The organism is Psychrobacter sp. TB15, from assembly GCF_000511655.1.
GTDB lineage: Bacteria > Pseudomonadota > Gammaproteobacteria > Pseudomonadales > Moraxellaceae > Psychrobacter > Psychrobacter submarinus.
In genome coordinates, this window is record NZ_AYXN01000040.1 from 1 (window position 1) to 17,604 (window position 17,604).

The 17,604-nt window shown below is 42.9% G+C and carries 17 protein-coding genes and 1 pseudogene; 4 read left to right on the plus strand and 14 right to left on the minus strand.

What is annotated here, in order from left to right:
* Nucleotides 1–17: 17 nt before the first annotated feature.
* The 3 genes and pseudogenes from W234_RS0109835 to W234_RS0109845 form a co-directional block, all read right to left on the minus strand.
* Nucleotides 18–401 (minus strand): annotated as a pseudogene (locus W234_RS0109835) (transposase family protein); the annotation flags it as partial.
* An 8-nt stretch (nt 402–409) separates the two neighbouring features.
* Complete coding sequence (locus W234_RS0109840; protein ID WP_025643546.1) at nt 410–850, minus strand: transposase family protein; 441 nt, start codon at nt 848–850, stop codon at nt 410–412.
* A 649-nt stretch (nt 851–1,499) separates the two neighbouring features.
* Complete coding sequence (locus tag W234_RS0109845; RefSeq protein ID WP_025646683.1) at nt 1,500–2,207, minus strand: ZIP family metal transporter; 708 nt, start codon at nt 2,205–2,207, stop codon at nt 1,500–1,502.
* 272 nt (nt 2,208–2,479) lie between these two features.
* Between W234_RS0109845 and W234_RS0109850 the strand changes: the two genes are divergently transcribed.
* Nucleotides 2,480–3,109: a PepSY domain-containing protein gene (locus tag W234_RS0109850; RefSeq protein WP_025646684.1), complete on the plus strand. Its 630-nt coding sequence runs from the start codon at nt 2,480–2,482 to the stop codon at nt 3,107–3,109.
* Between the two features lie 161 nt (nt 3,110–3,270).
* On the opposite strand, the gene W234_RS0109855 is transcribed toward W234_RS0109850, so the two are convergent.
* The 6 genes from W234_RS0109855 to W234_RS0109880 all read right to left on the minus strand — a co-directional run bounded on the left by W234_RS0109855 (nt 3,271) and on the right by W234_RS0109880 (nt 8,610).
* A complete protein-coding gene (locus tag W234_RS0109855) occupies nt 3,271–3,582 on the minus strand; it encodes a YqfO family protein (protein WP_025646685.1) in 312 nt (103 codons plus the stop codon).
* A 51-nt stretch (nt 3,583–3,633) separates the two neighbouring features.
* Nucleotides 3,634–4,281 (minus strand): DNA-3-methyladenine glycosylase, encoded by a 648-nt coding sequence (locus tag W234_RS0109860; protein WP_025646686.1) that lies wholly within the window; start codon nt 4,279–4,281, stop codon nt 3,634–3,636.
* 311 nt (nt 4,282–4,592) lie between these two features.
* On the minus strand, nt 4,593–5,306 hold the full coding sequence (gene purC / locus W234_RS0109865) for a phosphoribosylaminoimidazolesuccinocarboxamide synthase (protein ID WP_025646687.1): 714 nt from the start codon (nt 5,304–5,306) through the stop codon (nt 4,593–4,595).
* A 243-nt stretch (nt 5,307–5,549) separates the two neighbouring features.
* Nucleotides 5,550–5,882 (minus strand): hypothetical protein, encoded by a 333-nt coding sequence (locus tag W234_RS0109870; RefSeq protein ID WP_025646688.1) that lies wholly within the window; start codon nt 5,880–5,882, stop codon nt 5,550–5,552.
* A gap of 118 nt (nt 5,883–6,000) precedes the next feature.
* Nucleotides 6,001–6,906: a 4-hydroxy-tetrahydrodipicolinate synthase gene (dapA, locus tag W234_RS0109875; RefSeq protein WP_025646689.1), complete on the minus strand. Its 906-nt coding sequence runs from the start codon at nt 6,904–6,906 to the stop codon at nt 6,001–6,003.
* A gap of 264 nt (nt 6,907–7,170) precedes the next feature.
* Nucleotides 7,171–8,610, minus strand: a complete 1,440-nt coding sequence (locus W234_RS0109880; protein WP_025646690.1) for a Do family serine endopeptidase — start codon at nt 8,608–8,610, stop codon at nt 7,171–7,173.
* Nucleotides 8,611–9,570: 960 nt separating this feature from the next.
* Here W234_RS0109880 and W234_RS0109885 point away from each other — a divergent pair.
* Nucleotides 9,571–11,889, plus strand: coding sequence for a cation:proton antiporter (locus tag W234_RS0109885; RefSeq protein ID WP_025646691.1), 2,319 nt, complete (start codon nt 9,571–9,573; stop codon nt 11,887–11,889).
* Nucleotides 11,890–12,017: 128 nt separating this feature from the next.
* On the opposite strand, the gene tmk is transcribed toward W234_RS0109885, so the two are convergent.
* The 5 genes from tmk to W234_RS0109910 all read right to left on the minus strand — a co-directional run bounded on the left by tmk (nt 12,018) and on the right by W234_RS0109910 (nt 16,446).
* Complete coding sequence (gene tmk / locus W234_RS0109890; RefSeq protein WP_025646692.1) at nt 12,018–12,659, minus strand: dTMP kinase; 642 nt, start codon at nt 12,657–12,659, stop codon at nt 12,018–12,020.
* Between the two features lie 63 nt (nt 12,660–12,722).
* The gene (gene mltG, locus W234_RS0109895; RefSeq protein ID WP_025646693.1) at nt 12,723–14,006 is read right to left on the minus strand and encodes an endolytic transglycosylase MltG; all 1,284 of its coding nucleotides are present in this window, start codon (nt 14,004–14,006) and stop codon (nt 12,723–12,725) included.
* 71 nt (nt 14,007–14,077) lie between these two features.
* Complete coding sequence (locus W234_RS0109900) at nt 14,078–15,367, minus strand: type II restriction enzyme (protein ID WP_025646694.1); 1,290 nt, start codon at nt 15,365–15,367, stop codon at nt 14,078–14,080.
* Nucleotides 15,360–16,196: a DNA adenine methylase gene (locus W234_RS0109905; protein ID WP_025646695.1), complete on the minus strand. Its 837-nt coding sequence runs from the start codon at nt 16,194–16,196 to the stop codon at nt 15,360–15,362. Before W234_RS0109905 ends, W234_RS0109900 begins: the two co-directional genes overlap by 8 nt.
* A complete protein-coding gene (locus tag W234_RS0109910; protein ID WP_264673191.1) occupies nt 16,180–16,446 on the minus strand; it encodes a helix-turn-helix domain-containing protein in 267 nt (88 codons plus the stop codon). The genes W234_RS0109905 and W234_RS0109910 overlap by 17 nt, the downstream gene beginning before the upstream one ends.
* Before the next feature lie 78 nt (nt 16,447–16,524).
* Between W234_RS0109910 and W234_RS0109915 the strand changes: the two genes are divergently transcribed.
* Nucleotides 16,525–16,773 carry a hypothetical protein gene (locus tag W234_RS0109915; protein WP_025646697.1) on the plus strand — a complete coding sequence of 83 codons (249 nt, stop codon included), beginning with the start codon at nt 16,525–16,527 and terminating at the stop codon, nt 16,771–16,773.
* Between the two features lie 65 nt (nt 16,774–16,838).
* Nucleotides 16,839–17,603 (plus strand): DNA-methyltransferase, encoded by a 765-nt coding sequence (locus tag W234_RS0109920; protein WP_264673190.1) that lies wholly within the window; start codon nt 16,839–16,841, stop codon nt 17,601–17,603.
* Nucleotide 17,604 lies beyond the last annotated feature (1 nt).

Consider the following 17,604-nt stretch of genomic DNA (forward strand, 5'->3'; position numbering starts at 1 on the left):
TAGACCTCTTGCAAAAGTCATAATTTAAGCTCGGAATTAATGATACCAGCAAACAGCTTCATTCTAAGATCATAGCGCTGACGACGGTTGCGATATTTATGAGCCACGATTTTAAACAACTTGATTAAGCCTATTTTGTGCTCAACCACAATACGGAACTTTGCCAGATAGTGATTGGCCTGTTTGCATATCTCTAATAACTGACCACCACGAGGTTTCTTAAATGGCGTGAAAGTTTGCTCATGTAACTTTGCTAACCCTTGATAACCACTATCGGCTAGTAGCTTGGCGTCACAAGGTAACCAGTCAGGACAAGTATCTTTATACAGCTTAAAATCGTGGATTGACCCTTTACAGGTTTGCACATCAAGTATCAAACCAGTTTGCCAATGAACGATAACCTGCGCTTTTAAGGTGTGTTGTTTTTTCTTACCGCTGTAGTAGTCTCTTTGGTTTTTTTTGGACGCTCAATAGGGGTTTCGGTAGCATCAACAATGACGACTGACCAATTGATGTCGTCATCGACACGACTAGGCAGCTTTTTAGGTAATTCAAACTTGCCAGAGTCAATCAGTGTGTCTTCTACTTTACGAATGATACGGCTAGCAGAAGACTCATGAATACCAAAGTCCATACTGATATGATAAAGCGTGCGGTATTCACGCCAATAAGTCAGGGCTAGTAGTATCTGCTCCTTAAGACTGAGCACACTTGGTCTACCTGATTTGGTCTTAGATGCTTCATGCTCTTGCATGGCATCAAGCATGTCATAAAAGGTGGCTTTATGAATGCCAGTGTAGCGTTTAAAACCAGCGTCACTTTGTTTGAGTAGCTTATCTATGTTTGGCATGGTTCTTAGACAACGATGAATGTTCTTCTTATTTTAATTCCCTCTGCTACTTTTGCAAGAGGTCTATTCGTAGATAACTTTTGACTAGCGATTACATGCAGCTCAAGAGTAGAGAATTAGCAATAATAATTGAGAGACAATAACTTAAAAGCTATTATTTAAAGACAAAAATTAGAAATAATTACTTAGAAAATATAGCTGAAAAACTGCAGCTTAAAAACGATAAATTAGAAACGATAAACTAAAAACTATAAAACCGCATAACAATCATTGTTATGCGGTTTTATCTTTAACAATCCTTGTTAACTATCACGACTCATTCCACTGCATCCTTGCAGTACATCAAGTATAGTGCAATAGTAGAGCATCCTGCTCTAAATACAACTAGCTACTGGTATCGCTACCATCAGCACAGGTTATGCATCCTTACTTCACTAATCTTTGTCGTCCTGACGTAGATCACTGAAATATTATCCATAATACGGTTAACTCAATCCTTGAGTCACATTCCCTGATGCCGTGTGACTATAGTGCCAAAATGTAATCGAACTGTTAAGAGGTGTTAGCGTCAATGCTTGTAAGCATATGCTTACAAGACAAAATCTAATATTTAATAAAGACAGCGAGTTACCTCATCAAAGCCGTATTATCAGAGCAGCATTTCACCTAATATTCCTACTAAAAATCCTAATGTGGCTCCAAGCGGCGTCAGATAGTTTTTGGCAAGTTTGCTCTCAGGAATGATGTCCTGAATCAGCAGATATAAGATACCGCCACTAGCAAAGGTCATTAGATGAGCGGTTAAGTCAGGATGCGCACTTAATAAAAAGTGCCCGGCTAGTGCTGATAGTATGCCAAAGAAGCTCAGTACAAAGAAAATAGCCAAGGTCTTTTTGACACTAAAACCGCTTTGAACCAAATCACGAAATGAATTAAAAGATTCAGGTAAGTTTTGTAGGCCGATAAACACCGCTAATAACGCAGCCATTTGTGGCTCAATAGCAAATACTGCCCCGAGGGCGATCGATTCAGGGATAAAGTCCATTAGCATCGCTAGTAGCGTCGCTTGCTGTCCGCCAGACTTTGCTAGTTGATAGTCAATAGCCATAAACACTATCGCACCTAGTAAGAATGAGCCTGTCACGCCCCAGACGCTCAGCTCCTCCATGCCCTTTGGCACTAATACTAGCGCTAATGCCGACAATATAATGCCCGCGCCAAACGACATTAAGGTATGAGTAATCTCGTATTTAACAGGACTATCTTTGACATGATAGTTAAACAAATTGGCCAATAGTCCGCCAATGAACACTGTTGCTCCGGCAAAGCCTGAATATAAAATGAGCTTAAATAGCATAGCTAAGACTCCCTACACCGTCCCGTTAGTATTATTCACCTGATGATTAGGCTTGTTTTTGAGTAGTTTTGAGGAAAAAAGGGGTTTTGGCAATACGGTTATCACTGAATACTCGTATTCATTACTGAAGCTGTTGGTTTGTTTACAACTTGATAACTTACAAGACATTTATTATCAATTTTTATGAACTACTATAAGGTGTAAGAAAATGTTTCAAAGCTATTTATTAAGCGATAAGGAACAAGTCGCTACTAGGATCAGGAGCCAGAAATATGAAAACACCCCCTACTCTCCCATTTAAAAATCTACTCTCAGCAAGTCTTATCTTAACGCTGTTTGGCATGTCAGCTGGTTGTACGGTTGCCAGTCCAGGCTACGGTAATCAGCCGATATATCAGGCCAATGATGGCTATAAAAACGCCAACTATAATCGTGCCAGACAACAGCTACGTAAAGACTTACGCCGCCAAGGCTATCAGTTAATGGATATCAGACCCGATACTTATCGCGGTAAGCAAGTGATTAAAGCCTATACAAAAAAGAATAATCAGGCTTACGAGCTTACTTACTCTTATCCCAATTTAAAACTGCTCAATTCAAATAAAAAGCAATGGGAGCAAGTCTGGCGAGATAACGACCATAAAAAAGGTAATAAGAAGTACAAAAAAAATAAGCGCTATGATGATGTCGAAGATAGAATAAAACAAGAAAGTCGCTATTCAGCGGTTAGGCAGCGCGCTATCAAAAAGGTGAGCGCTATGGGGTACCGTGTCAAAGATATCGAACTCGATGAGCGAAACAATCGCGGCGTGTTTGAAATTGAGGCCAAAAAAGGCTCGCAAGAGTATGAGATTCTGCTGAGCTATCCAAATCTAAATGTCATTAAGATAGAAAAAGACTGATCAGCAAGCTAAGTACAAGCTAAATAAGTACAAGATAAATAATAGATAGAGTGATACGCTTTTGCATCGCTGTTATGCCATACAGTCTTGATGCTGAGGGTCAGATAAGCTTTTAGCTGCTATTTGACCCTTTTTTTATACCTACCGAGCTCCTTTAATCGTCAAAAATCCAACACTTCTAGCACGTCATAAGCAGGAGTTTCATAAGGATGCGCTTGCTTTAAGGCTTCAATCACCTCTGCTATCATTGACGTCTTAACCACCATCTCAACACGCCATTCAGCGACTTTCTCAAGCTTATCTTGACTACCAAGATGCGGATTACTACCTGCCATTGGCATAAATTGCCCCTCTCCTTTGACTTGCCAGCAGCACTGCTCGTAATTGCCAATAGTGCCAGCTCCAGCAGCGAATAGCGCCGCTTTAACCTTCTCTAGCACTTCCTCTGGAATAAAAACGGTCAATTTATACATGATGTATCCTTAGTTTACATGGTCTTTTTTAATGGCTTTTATTTAAATAGTTTACTTCTTTGACAGTGACGGATGAGCCGTCCATACATAGCGTAGTAGCCAGTCTGCCGCCTCGCCTGCGTAATCGATGCCGATACGCGGTCGTAGCGATACAGGCGGCAAACAGCCATCATCCTCAATCCAAACGCCAGACTCAGGCGCAATCGAGGAGCCGTATAACGCACGGTCAATTTGCAAGCGCTTTGTCAATTTGCCTGGGCCTGCGAACTGTTTGATATGAGTGAGCTGCTTATCAGAACTTAAATTTTGCTCTTCAAGCAGACGCTCGCTATCTTCAGCCAAAAACCCAGCTCTTATCAGCACCGAATCTGGGGACTCAGCCGTACCGCTGACTAAATTAAGCATCAGATGCACTCCATAAGTCAGATAAGTGTAGAAGACCCCGCCCTCAGCGTACATAATATCGGCTAGCGAATTGCCTTTCTTGCCTTTCGCTAAGTGCGCAGCAACTGAGCCGTCTTGCTCTCCTATATATGCTTCGGTTTCAGTAATGCGCACGCGCAGTACTTTTGGTACGCTATCTGTGTCAGTTATGCGTCGGCATAAGACTTTGCCAATCAAGTCCGCTGCCACTACGCAAGTTGGCCGAGCAAACCAAGAAGGCTCTAGGATAATCGAGTTTGTCTTCGCTTTGGACATGATATAGTAAACTCAATTTAAAAGTGTTATAGCGCTACTGGGGTGAATTTTCCGCAGCCTCTGTGATAGCAGCACGCAAGAAAAATGTATACCAGTAGCGCATTTGAATTGATGACAGTTTTATCTTTAATAGACTATAGGCTTTTATCCGCATCAAATAATAGCTCTTATTATAAGCAATATCGCGAACTGTAACGGTCACAGTTTGAGCACAATTAAGTAAAATTTTGCATAAAAAAACTGAGCTTATAAGCTCAGTTTTTATTGTGATATCAGTATTTAACCGCAGTATTTAAAGCTCAGTATTGGCATTAGTCTAAAGGTACACCAATACGCTTTGCCACTTCCTCGTAGCCTTCAATCACATCGCCAAGCGATTGACGGAAGCGGTCTTTATCGAGCTTTTTCTTAGTGGTTTTATCCCAAATGCGGCAGCCATCAGGTGAGAACTCATCACCTAAAACAATACGGTCATGAAAGACGCCAAACTCTAATTTAAAGTCGACTAAGATCAAATCACCTTGATCAAATAGCGCTTTTAGTACGTCGTTGACCTGATAGCTTAAAGCTTTCATTTTGGCGAGCTGATCCTCAGTGGCCCAGTTCAAAGTGATGGCTAGCGACTCATTCACCATCGGATCGCCTAGCGCATCATCTTTATAAAACAGCTCAAAGGTCGGCGGCGTCAACTCTTGGCCTTCTTCTAATCCCAAACGGCGCACTAGACTGCCGGCAGCATAGTTACGTACCACACATTCAACGGGCAGCATATCCATACGTTTGACGAGCACCTCATCGCTAGACAACTGCTGCTCAAAATGGGTCTCAATCCCCGCTTCGCTGAGTTTTTGCATAATAAAGCTGTTAAAGCGGTTATTCACCTCACCTTTACGCGCTAATTGCTCAATACGCTTACCATCTAACGCTGAGGTATCATCACGAAAGTGCAAGATGAGCAGATCGTTATCTTCAGTCTCATAGACTGATTTGGCTTTACCTTTGTATAAAAGTTGTTGTTTTTGCATGATAAGAGTCCTGTTCTTGCAAACTTATATAAGATATCTAAAAGAGTGATAGCCGGTTCAATGTAAAAGCATCAGTACAGCTAGAGCTAGCATGCTGATGATAACCCCTAAGCCCTGAACACCGAACGCTAGCCGTCCGGCAAAGGGATATAGCAACAGCACACACAACGTTTCGTGCGTTTATGGTTTTGAACAGACTATGTAGACACTATTAGAGTGAAAAATAATAGAATGAAAAATAATCTACTCAGTAGCTGCAGTAGTCGCCACAGTGCGCTGAGGTTTTGGTAATTGGTACTGCTTGCCCGCTTCGTTTTCTAAATTGAGCGTATTAACCCCAGCATTTGGCGTTGGATATAGCGGTACAAATGGCGCTGTTTGTGCATCGGCAGGCAATTGTAGCGGCGCAAGTTTTTGGCTTTGCTGATAGTCCAAGCTACCATTGTCGCGTTTTCCCACAAACTCTTTTAGCGACTGGCAACCGCTCAGCACTAAAGTACTTCCTAACAGAGCCGTCAGCAGAGCCGGAGTGATTTTAGAGAGGTGTGATTTTGGGATATGTAATGATGTTTTCATCATAGTGTCTCTGTGTTGTCTTAAGCATTAGCGCTCATTGGTGATTACGCTTAGATATTGACTGCGTGTCTAGCATTAAATACGCGTTTGTACTGTTGCACAAGCTGATGCGTAAATACTAGATTAAGTTTGCTTTTACCAAGGCTTTATCGATAGTCGCATGATGCGACTCAGCGAGCCAAACGAGTGGCAAACGAATCCCTTTATCGATCATACCCATTTTATGTAGCGCGTATTTGGCAGGGATAGGGCTGGACTCAATGAATAAATCACGGTGCAGATGTTCGATGACGTCATGAGCGGCTTTGGCAGCGGTAAAATCACCACGTAAGGCGGCGGCAAAAGTCTCGCTCATCGCTTTTGGTGCCACATTGGCAGTGACTGAGATATTACCTTTAGCGCCGACTTTCATAAGATCAAGCGCAGTACCATCATCACCAGACAAGACCACTAATCTATCGCCGACAGCTTTTATCAGCGCTTCACCGCGTCCAACTGAGCCTGTTGCGTCTTTGATAGCGACGATGTTATCAATGTCGGCTAAGCGCTCAACGGTCTCTTGACTAATATCGACAACAGTGCGCCCTGGTACATTGTAGAGCATTTGCGGCATATCGACTGCGGCAGCGATAGCTTTATAGTGCTGATACAGACCCTCTTGAGGCGGCTTATTATAGTAAGGCGCGACAAGTAACGCACAGTCAGCGCCGGCGTCAGAGGCTTCTTGAGTCAGCTTGATAGCTTCATCGGTACTGTTAGCGCCAGTACCTGCAATCACAGGAACACGGCCATCGACATGCTTGACGAAGAAGCGAATCACTTCGCTATGCTCAGGTACGGATAGAGTGGCCGACTCGCCAGTTGTCCCTACTGCTACCAAGCAATGCGTGCCTTGCTCGATTTGCCAATCTATGAGATCTGCGAGACGCTTATAATCGACCTTACCATCAGGATGCATAGGCGTGACTAAGGCTACCATAGAGCCTTGTAATTGGGTTTTGATATCGTCGTATGCTGTACTCATAACCATGCCTTACTGTTTTTTTGCGGTAACATTAGCATTTTTATATGAAGCCAATGTTATCGTTTGAACGTATTTGTGATTGATAGCTATTGATAGCTGCACGTATAACTAAATGCCCGATAGTGTAGCATATTTTACTTGCGAGACTAGTTGTCAATTCTAGCTGTTCATTGTAGCCAGCTTCGCTTGTAAGCCTTACTAAAATGACGCGCTTCTCTTATAAAAGCTGTCATTATAAGAGCCTCTAACAGTGACAAACAAGCCCTATTCTATACGTAGACCGATAATAGCGGGAATGCCTTGGCGTACAACCTCAATAGTCACGACGCCTTGCTTAGGTAGTGAGGAGATAGCGCTAGTAAAATCAGTCACCGTCTTAATCGGCTTTTGGTGGAGATTAGTGACGATGTCGCCTGCCATAATGCCAGAGCGCGCCGCCAAACCGGTAGGATCAACGGCGGTCACTAACACACCAACCTGACTGTCTGAGTCAAGCTGTGCTTGCTCATCGGTGGTCAAGTCGCGTAGACGCAGACCGAGCTGTACTTCATTGTTCTGCTTATCGCGGCTTTGCGCTTGTACATCACCCGGCGCTCGGCTGAGCTTGCCGGTCAACATCAGGCGCTTACCTTCACGCTGGATTTGGACTTGGAAAGGATCGTCTGGGCGCGCGCGGTTCAGTAAGTTTAGCAAATCATCAGCGCGTATAATGGGCTTCTTATTATACTGCAAGATAATATCGCCCGTTTTGAGTCCGGCTCGTTGCGCTGGCGAGTCTGGCGATACTCGCGTCAATAACGCCCCTTGTGGCCGCGATAACCGATAGACCTCTGCTAAGTTGCGATCGATATCTTGCGGATAAATACCTAAGTAAGCGCGCGTCACCTCACCATTGGTTTTGAGCTGCTCATAGATATCCATCGCCGCATTCATCGGAATAGAGAACGATAGCCCCATGTAGCCGCCAGTACCACTAAAGATACGTGAGTTGATACCGATGACCTCGCCGCGTTTATTGAAGAGCGGGCCGCCGGAATTACCAGGGTTGAGCGCGACATCCGTCTGAATAAATGGCACGCTTGTCTCTCGTGAAAAGCTGCGCGACTTAGCACTTACGATGCCGGCTGAAGCAGAATAATCAAAGCCAAAAGGCGAGCCTATTGCAAGTACCGGCTCCCCTACTTTTAGCAGATTGGAGTCGCCAATGCTCAAAGCCGGAAACTGACTGCCCTTAACCTTTAAGACAGCAACATCTGAGCGCTCATCACTACCTACGAGCACCGCATCTAACTCAGTGCGATCATTGAGCGTCACAGTGATCTTATCAGCACCTTCAACAACGTGATGGTTGGTCAGCATGTACCCATCTTTAGTGACAAAAAATCCGGTGCCATAAGCGTTTTCGATAGCGGGCGTGGCTGGCCGGTCTGGCAGACGCAGGCGATCACCAAAGAACTGACGTAGCAGCTCTGCTGTCTGCGCTTGAGCCAGCTCCTCGTCACTAATATTAGTCGTTACGTTGACCCGAGCCACCCCTGGCGTCACTTGCTGTACTAAATCTGAGAAGTCCGTACTAGCGACCACAGCTTGGGCAGGAGTAACCATTAAAGGACTCATAGTAGCGGCGCTGACTCCTATCGCGACAGCTAATAAGCTGCGCTGCCACCAAGACTTGAGGTTATAATTGGCCATTTTCTCCTGCATATTCTTCCCCTTGTGCTAACTTCGTATTATTATTTGCGGTTTTTGTGTTTGATATCAACTTATCGTATAAAAACGTCTATTAGGGCGTGTTGAACATTCACAAATGCGCACTGCTGATCGCTAAAATAGTTCTAGTCGTCGTTAAAATTGCAGGTAATGCTTATTGCATTGGCTAGATTTTCACAACGACTAGGGCGATTTTAGCATCAGCCCTCACGACAACAACAGGGACAGGACTATTTTTTGCCGCTTCATTGATAAAAATAGACGCTTAGAACGACTAAACTTACCATTTTTATCTGCAAATCGCCTAAAAAATAGTCTCTGTCAGTGCCATGGTCGAATGTTCAACACGCCCTAGTATGAGGTAATTTTTACCTGAATCATAGTGTCGTCTGATTGTCATTTAATTGTCGTTTGAGTGTTGTTTGTCAGGGTCTTGCTGAGTCATTGTCGCCGACGCCTTGGCCATTAACGCTCTTATGACTAAAGAATGACTATCCGCTTGGTCGGGTGCTGATACAACAAAAATAAAATCATGCTATTATGATAAACCGATTACTATTTATGGTAAACAAAAGTAAGCTTTCATCTTTTTATATTTATTATGAGCGTAGATGTACTTTATTAAAAGCGTAAATGTACTTTATTAACATAGATGCCCTACTGTATGCCCTTGATGACAAGCCTTACATTGAAAAGGTCTACAACGGCTTTTTAGTTTTCTATAATAGCTAGTGTCAAATGATTCGTATTGGTTAACCCATTATTTCTGCCGTTATTTTAGTGTCCCCCTGTGCTAGAGTTTGTACTCATTATTATTGTATTTTATGACTAGGGCGTGTTGATTGTGGTCAGGCTAAAATTTAACTTTAAAATAAAACCTCATTAGCGTTTTATGGCAGTATTAAACCGACGCTAATCTGTGATGTGTGACAGGTTTATAAAAAGGATTAATTTATGGATACCGCCCTATTACTATCTGGCGTAGTTGGCGCCGGCATTGCCGCCCAATGGCTAGCTTGGTATTTAAAGCAGCCGTCCATTTTGTTTTTATTATTAATTGGCATTATCGTTGGACCTATTCTTGGTATTTTCGATCCTGATTTGGTGCTAGGTGAGCTGATGTTCCCCTTTATCTCTTTAGGGGTGGCGATCATTCTCTTTGAGGGCTCTTTGACCTTAGAGTTTGATGAGATCAAGCAGCATGGTACGGTCGTACAGATGCTAGTGTCTGTTGGCGTGCTCATTACTATCGCCATCGTTGCGCTCTCAACTTATCTGTTATTCGATGTCGATCCGCTGATTGCGCTACTGTTCGGTGCACTCGTTTGTGTCACTGGGCCGACAGTGATTATGCCGCTACTGCGCAGCGTCCGTCCTAATAAGACCATCTCCAACATTCTCAAGTGGGAAGGTATCATCATTGACCCTATCGGCGCTATTGCCGTCGTTTTGGTTTATGAATATATCATCTCAGGCGGACAAGCCAACAGCATTCTTTTATTTGCCAAGATTGTGGTACTAGCGACTGCTTTAGGACTCATAGGGGCTTGGGTACTCGCCTTTTTGATGCGCCGCCACATGATACCTGAGTTTTTACGTAATGTTTTTACCTTAGCCTTTGTGTTGGTGCTGTTTTCGGTCTCAAACCATCTAGAGCATGAGTCTGGGCTGTTGACTGTGACGGTACTAGGCGTGGCACTGGCTAACTGGCCTAAATTCCCACGCGATACCATTCTAGAGTTCAATGAGTCGCTGACGGTACTACTGATTTCTGTGCTATTTATTATCCTTGCCGCGCGGGTTGAGCTCTCAAGCCTGCTCAGTGTCGGTTTTGCAGGATTAGTATTATTAGCGATTGTGATGCTAGTGGCGCGTCCGCTGTCGGTTTGGGCTTCTGCTATTGGCTCTAACCTAAAGACCAATGAAAAGCTGATGATCAGTTGGATTGGCCCGCGTGGTATTGTCGCCGCAGCTATATCCTCACTGTTTGCTATTCGTCTACAAGAGTATGATATTCAAGGCGTTGAGCTATTAGTGCCCTTAGTCTTTATGGTGATTATCGGTACGGTGATGATTCAAGGCTTAGGAGCCAAATTCGTCGGTAACTTATTGGGCGTGCGTGAGCCTGAAACTAACGGTATCTTGATCGTCGGTTCCAACCCTATTGCGCTGTTAGTGGCGACATCTTTAAAAGAGCAAGGCTTCGATGTCATCGTCGCTCATAACAACTATACCAATATTGCCAAAGCACGTATGAGCGGGCTGCGAACTTATTTTGGTAACCCTATCTCCGATCACGCCGATCATCATCTTGATCTCATCGGTATCGGTCGTCTGTTTGCCATGAGTATGGATAAAGAGATGAATACTTTGTCTGAGATTCATTATCGCCACGAATTCGGTGAGCGTAAGCTGTATCGTCTCAAGTTCAGTGAAGAGAAAGTCAAAAGTGAGCGCGATGACAAACAGTCTAACTTCAGCTCGCAGTGGCTATTTGGCAAAGACGTCACTTATACCAAATTAGCGAGCATGCTCTCCAAAAAAGCCAAGATTAAGATCACAAATATCACCGACAGTTATACTTATGAGCAGTATAAGGCCGATAACAAGCAGTTTGTACCGCTCTACACGATCGATAAAGAAGGTAAGCTACACGTCATCACTGATAAGTTCGATGGTAGTGTGCCGCGCGATCGTAAGCTTATCGCCTTAGTCGTCGATGATGGCATCAAGCCAAAGCCAGTAGACGTTACAGCTAAGCAAGAACAAGCGCGTGCTGCAGCCGATGCAGACTTTGAGGCCCGCTATAAAGCGCCTGAAAAACGCAAAGAAAAAGAGCTAGTAGCAGACGGAACCGCCGATACTGAAGCACAAGCGGCTGATAAGGAAGCGAGCACGGCTACTGGTAAGGAAGATAGCGCTGACAACGCTGGTACTAAAACTGCCAGCGACACTGAAAACAACAGCTCTCAAGTCAATGAGAGTAAAGCCGCTAAGGCGGGTAATACTCCTGATAAAATCACTGCTGCTGATAAAACCACCGCAAAACCGGCTACCCCAGCTGTAGAAGCAACAGTAAACAAAGGCGTAAAGTCAAATAACGCCAAAGCGACGACTAAGACTGACACTGGCACTAACGTCAGCGGGGAAGCACCCAAGACCAAGTCAGGCTCGCTCGACCCTAACCGTCTGCCGGGTAGTACAGATAGCAATAGTTCTGCTAACAATAATCCTGCTAAAAACAGTCCTGCTAAAAACAGTACTGATAAATAACTGGTGCTTAACCCTGTTATTTATCAGGACAAGTGATCGTTATAAGCTTGCATAAAAAAACGCCAACTCCTTGATTTGAGTTGGCGTTTTTATTGAGTCCTTGGTTAAGAAAACCCTAGCAAAAGCGATTAGCCTAAATCAAAGCGCGCCTGCACGGTTTGCCAAATACGCCCGCCCACTTCATCGCTGCTGCCGCTGGCATCGATACGCTCAATGCGCTCAGGGTGCTGCATAGCCAGCATACTAAAGCCATGATGAACGCGGGTAAAAAACGCCGTAGCCTGCTGCTCGAAGCGATCAGCCTTGCTACGTTTACCAGCGCGGGCCATACCTTCTAGCACCGGTAGATCCAGCCATAGCGTCAGCTCTGGCAGTGGCGAGATAAACTGAGTGATTAGACTGTCGATTTTTGCTAATACTCGCTGATCGCCATCGGCGCGGCCATAGCCTTGATAGGCGATGGTTGAGTCGGTGAAGCGATCACAAATCACCCAAGCGCCGCGCTGCAGTGTAGGCAGGATAACTTGCTGCAGATGATCCGCGCGCGCGGCAAAGAGGAGTAGTAGCTCGGTATCGTCATTGATATCAGTCGCCGGATCGAGCAAGATGGCGCGTAGACGCTCAGCGAATGGACTACCGCCCGGCTCACGAGTACGTACGTAGTCGATACCCGCTGCCTGCAAACGTTGGCATAAGCCTTCGATAGCGGTCGTCTTACCAACGCCTTCTGTACCTTCAAAACTAATAAACCGACCTACTGTTGTTGTCACATTATTCCTTAAATCATCCTAAGCCAATCTTTATGCTTATTTGAGCTTGATTGAGCGATATTATTACTCGCCAGGCGGGGTTTGTGATTTCTTCTCGCGCATCACTTTGAGGTACTCTTGCACCGCGTTATTGTGCTCTCTTAAGCTATTGGTGAATTTATGACCGCCATTGCCCGTCGCCACAAAGTACAAGGCTTCGCTATCTGCCGGATGCAAAGTCGCTTCGATAGAGGCTGGCGACGGTAAGGAGATTGGCGTTGGCGGTAAGCCGTCGATTTGATAGGTGTTATAGCTCGTCTTTTCATCGATATCTTTACGGCGGATATTACCATCATAGCGATCGCCCATACCATAGATGATCGTTGGGTCTGTTTGCAGGCGCATGCTTTGTTTTAGGCGATTATTGAACACCGCGGATACTAGCGGGCGCTCATCGGCTATGCTGGTTTCTTTTTCGATGATAGAGGCCATAATCAGTGCTTGATAAGGGCTCTCATAAGGCAGATCTGGCGCGCGGTTCTCCCACGCCTCAGTCAATGCCTGCTGCTGGCGCTTATACAAATCAGTCAACACTTGGGTGTCGGTTGCGCCTTCCCCATAATAATAAGTATCTGGGGTAAACCAGCCTTCAAGATTATGATTGACGATAGGGTCGTCGCTCGTGGTCACGGACTCGGGCAGTATTCCGGCCAAATCTAGCGCTTTGGCAATACTGGCATTATCTGCACCCTCAACTAGCACTTCTTTGACGATACCTTCATTGTCACGCAAGTTCTGATACAGATCGCTTGCAGTCTTGCCTTCGATCACTTGCACTTTGACCATCGCCACTTTTGCGCCTTGACCAAATATATGCAGGGCTTCTGCAATCGTTGGGTTCTCAGGTAACGGATAAATCCCGGCGTGCAGCGGTGCATCGACTTGCGACTTGATATATAACTTGGCAATACTGGCAGAAAACAGTGGAATCTCTTTTTGCCACTGCGGTAGCAAGCCATAATAAGTATCGCCCTGCTCGATAGTGACTTTTTGTGCCGGCTGCGTGATACGGCCAAATAGCGTCTGATAGACCATCACTAGCAAGAAAGCGGCAATCAGCCCGAGCACTAACAATATCTGATAGCCGCGCTGCATAAAAAACGATGGATTATCTTTTTTGTAGCGCCGCGGTTTGCTGCCACCACTAATCAGCGACACATCGGTCGCGGGCGCTTTGTCTAGGTCATCAGTGGCGTCACGCTCAGCGGTTGGCTCTACGGGTGACGAGTCGACTCTCTTAGCATTTGACTCAGTAGCCGCGCTATCATTAGGCTTGTTATCAGGGTTTTCGGGGGTCGGCGTGCTCATGGCAACTCAAAGGGCAGAAGTTTGCTAGAATTTAGCATTGAACCGTAAGCTTTTCAATGGTATTTAGGTTTTTAGACCTCTACTCTATCTAATATCCAATTAGTCCAAGTAATAACAGTGGAACATCTTCGACCAAACGTTGTTTTATCTTTACCGACACCATGCAGTTTGCAGTCCCTTATTAGAGATTTAACTTCCTCTACTGTTGGACAAACACCATTAGTTAAATAGCTTTTCATCACGATATTAAATGGTTCGTACTTCATGATTAAACTTACAAGCTCGAATTGTCGCTGCTCAATTGGTTTACTAAATATTTTTTCGCCTAATTCGGTAAGATTATATCTTTTATCTTCGCTATAGTTGACGAGATTGAAGTACAGTGCGCTGTTACCATAATAGTCAGCTTGTCTTGGTACGAAACGGAATTCTTTCGCTATTTCCTCTTTAGACATTTTAGTATTTTTGTAGAAAAGAAGTTCGCAAAGATTTATAGTTTTATCTATGTCGTTAGATTGAGGAAAAGGCACATTTGGCTCCTCTACGAATATTGCATTATCAACTATTTCTTTCAGTCGCGCTAGGCTCAAAGAGTCTTTCACAATACTATACTTCCCTTCTTTTATCATTTCTATAGAGTCTGGCTTATTAATATCTCTAAAGACATACTCTCTCAAATAAAAAACCCCATCATAATAAGTCAAAAATATATTGCGTACTTTCTTATTTATACCTCTCTCTTCTAGCTTTTTAGTCCAAACTCTATAAGGATAGTAAATCTGTCTAATCAAGAAGTCATCATGTATTAAATTCTTTACTTCAATTAGATAAATTGATGTATCAGACTCGAAACCACCATCAATTTCAATTTGAGATTTCGAAACCTCAATTTTGACATTAGAAACCTCAAAATTAAAATCTCCAGAACCCATCCTGCCACCTATGACGTGAGTTATACTCTCTTCTTCAAAAAAAGAAGTCAATATCTCACAGATATTTGCACAGAGAAGCGCCGTAGTTTCGCTACTTATATTTTCAATATCTATAGACTCAATATGATCAGGTTTTTTAGCACCAATTGTTTTTATTTTCTTTGAGTTTTTTATTTTTGTAAATAAATTGAACTTACCTATGATATAGCTACCTCTAGTAATAGGTAAAATGGCTAAATTATTATTCTTAAAAATCTCAGGTAACTGGGCTTGAAAATCGAATTTCGTCATTAATCTAGCTTCACGATATTCGTTTATTTGTGAAGCTGTAATATTAAAGGAGTCGCTACCTTTTAGACTATCCAATATTGAGTAATCTTCAAATATTTTTTCCCAAGCAATATCATTTTTGCTTTTGGTTTTACTCATAGTTTCTTACCAAAATCTCTTTTACTTCACCTCGCTTACTTCCTACAGAATTTATATGACGACTAGCTCCCACCTCTATAACTTCAAAATCTTGGTAAAGCTCTTTCATAAACGCAGTTGCAGAATTAGATAGAAGAAACTTAATTCCTTTCTCATTTAGTTTCATACAAGTGTCTCTGAGTCTAATTTGTTCATCGTTGCCGAATCCACCTTGAACATAACCTGTGAAGTTTGAGCTTTTAGAAATAGGATCATACGGTGGATCAAAATAAACAAATGAACCTTTACGTATATTTTTCAGAGCGTCTTGGTAATCTCCACTAAGTAGCTTGATATCATTTTTTTGTAGATAGTGACTTACAGCCCGCAATACAGTTTCATTAATAATATTAGGACTCTTATAGCGTCCAAAAGGTGTATTAAATTCACCTGAGCCGTTCACTCTATAAAGACCATTAAAACAGGTTTTATTTAGATAAATTACACGTGAAGCACGCTCTACTTTCGATAGTTCGTCAAAGAAATCTTGTCTGTCCAGTGCTCTAATTTGATAGAAATATTCAGACTCATTTACGTGAGTAGCTAGATGTTCAATAAGTGCATCAACATCATCTCTTATAGTTTCATACACATTGATAAGCTCAGAGTTATAATCGTTTATAACTGCCTTCTTTGGTTGTGTGTGTAAAAATACAGCACCTCCACCAACAAACGGCTCATAGTAAGTTGAGATACGTTTAGGTAGTAAAGGTTCTATATCAGTCATAAGCTGACGCTTTCCGCCAACCCACTTTAAAAAAGGCATCACCAATTTATTTTTCTTCGCCATTATCGACCTCTTTTATAAATACATTATCGTTGAATAGCTCAGATATACTTACTTCAAATACATCAGCAAAAATTTCAATATTGACTAGTGCGGGATTACGTTCACCTCGTTCTATCATACCAATATAATTACGATGAAAGCCTGTTAACTCAGCCAGCTGCTCTTGACTGAGATTACGAGCTTTACGCAGTGTGCGAATACGTTTGCCAAAGCTTGCTAAGATTAGTTTTTTCATTTGCGTTATTTTCAAGAGTTAGGTATCCTTTAACTACACACAATAAGTGTCATTTGCGAATTACTTCTTATAAGTTATTTAAAGGATTTAGCTATGATTAGTATTGAGAATCTTACTATAAACATTGACTCTATCTCTTCGTCGGCTAAGGGAACATTAGATGATACACAGCCTCTGATAGTAAGAGACGAGTTAGTAAATATGCTTCGTATCATTAGCAATGATAAGAGATTTATTGGCCAAACTGTTGTTATTCCAGATGATTGCGAGCAGTATGGGTTTGCAGAGGGTGAGTTTGATTTACCTAAACTCCTTCACTTTTTAGCTGATATGCTGGAATAGACATGGAAAGTCGTTCATTTTTTATAAGTAGTAATTCAGATTTTAGTTTACTTGAAGGGGATTGCTTGACCGTTATTCCTCAGATAGAAAATGATGTAGATATGGTTTTCGCTGATCCGCCTTATTTTTTATCCAATGGTGGGCAAACCGTAAAGAACGGCAAAATTCAATCGGTCAATAAAGGCGATTGGGACAAGCTTATTAGTGATAATGACGCCTATGTTTTTACCTATGAATGGCTATCTGCTGTTCGAGGTAAAATGGCAGATAACGCTACGATTTGGGTCAGTGGTACGCATCATAATATATTTACTTTAGGACGTATCTTGCCGCAGCTAGGTTTTAAGATACTGAACGTTATTACATGGGAAAAGACCAATCCGCCGCCCAATTTTTCTTGTCGGTTTTTCACTCATTCAACCGAATTTATCATTTGGGCACGTAAATATCCAAAGGTACCGCATTATTTCGATTATGACTTAATGAAACGCTTAAATAATGACAAGCAAATGAAAGATGTATGGCGCTTACCTGCCATAGCTAAGTGGGAGAAATCATGTGGCAAACATCCTACACAAAAACCGCTTGCATTACTGGCACAGATTATCTTGGCATCTACTAAAAAAGATGCGCTAATACTTGATCCATTCGCAGGCTCTTCAACGACAGGTATTGCTGGTCACGTTTTGGAGAGACGTTTTATTGGTATTGAGCAGGAGTTCGACTATCTAAAACTGAGTCAGGCGCGGTATGAGGATTTACAAGAGGATGGTAGAAAAGAGTTTTTCAAAAAGCATTTTTATAGATTGTTGAATAAAACTGACATCTGAA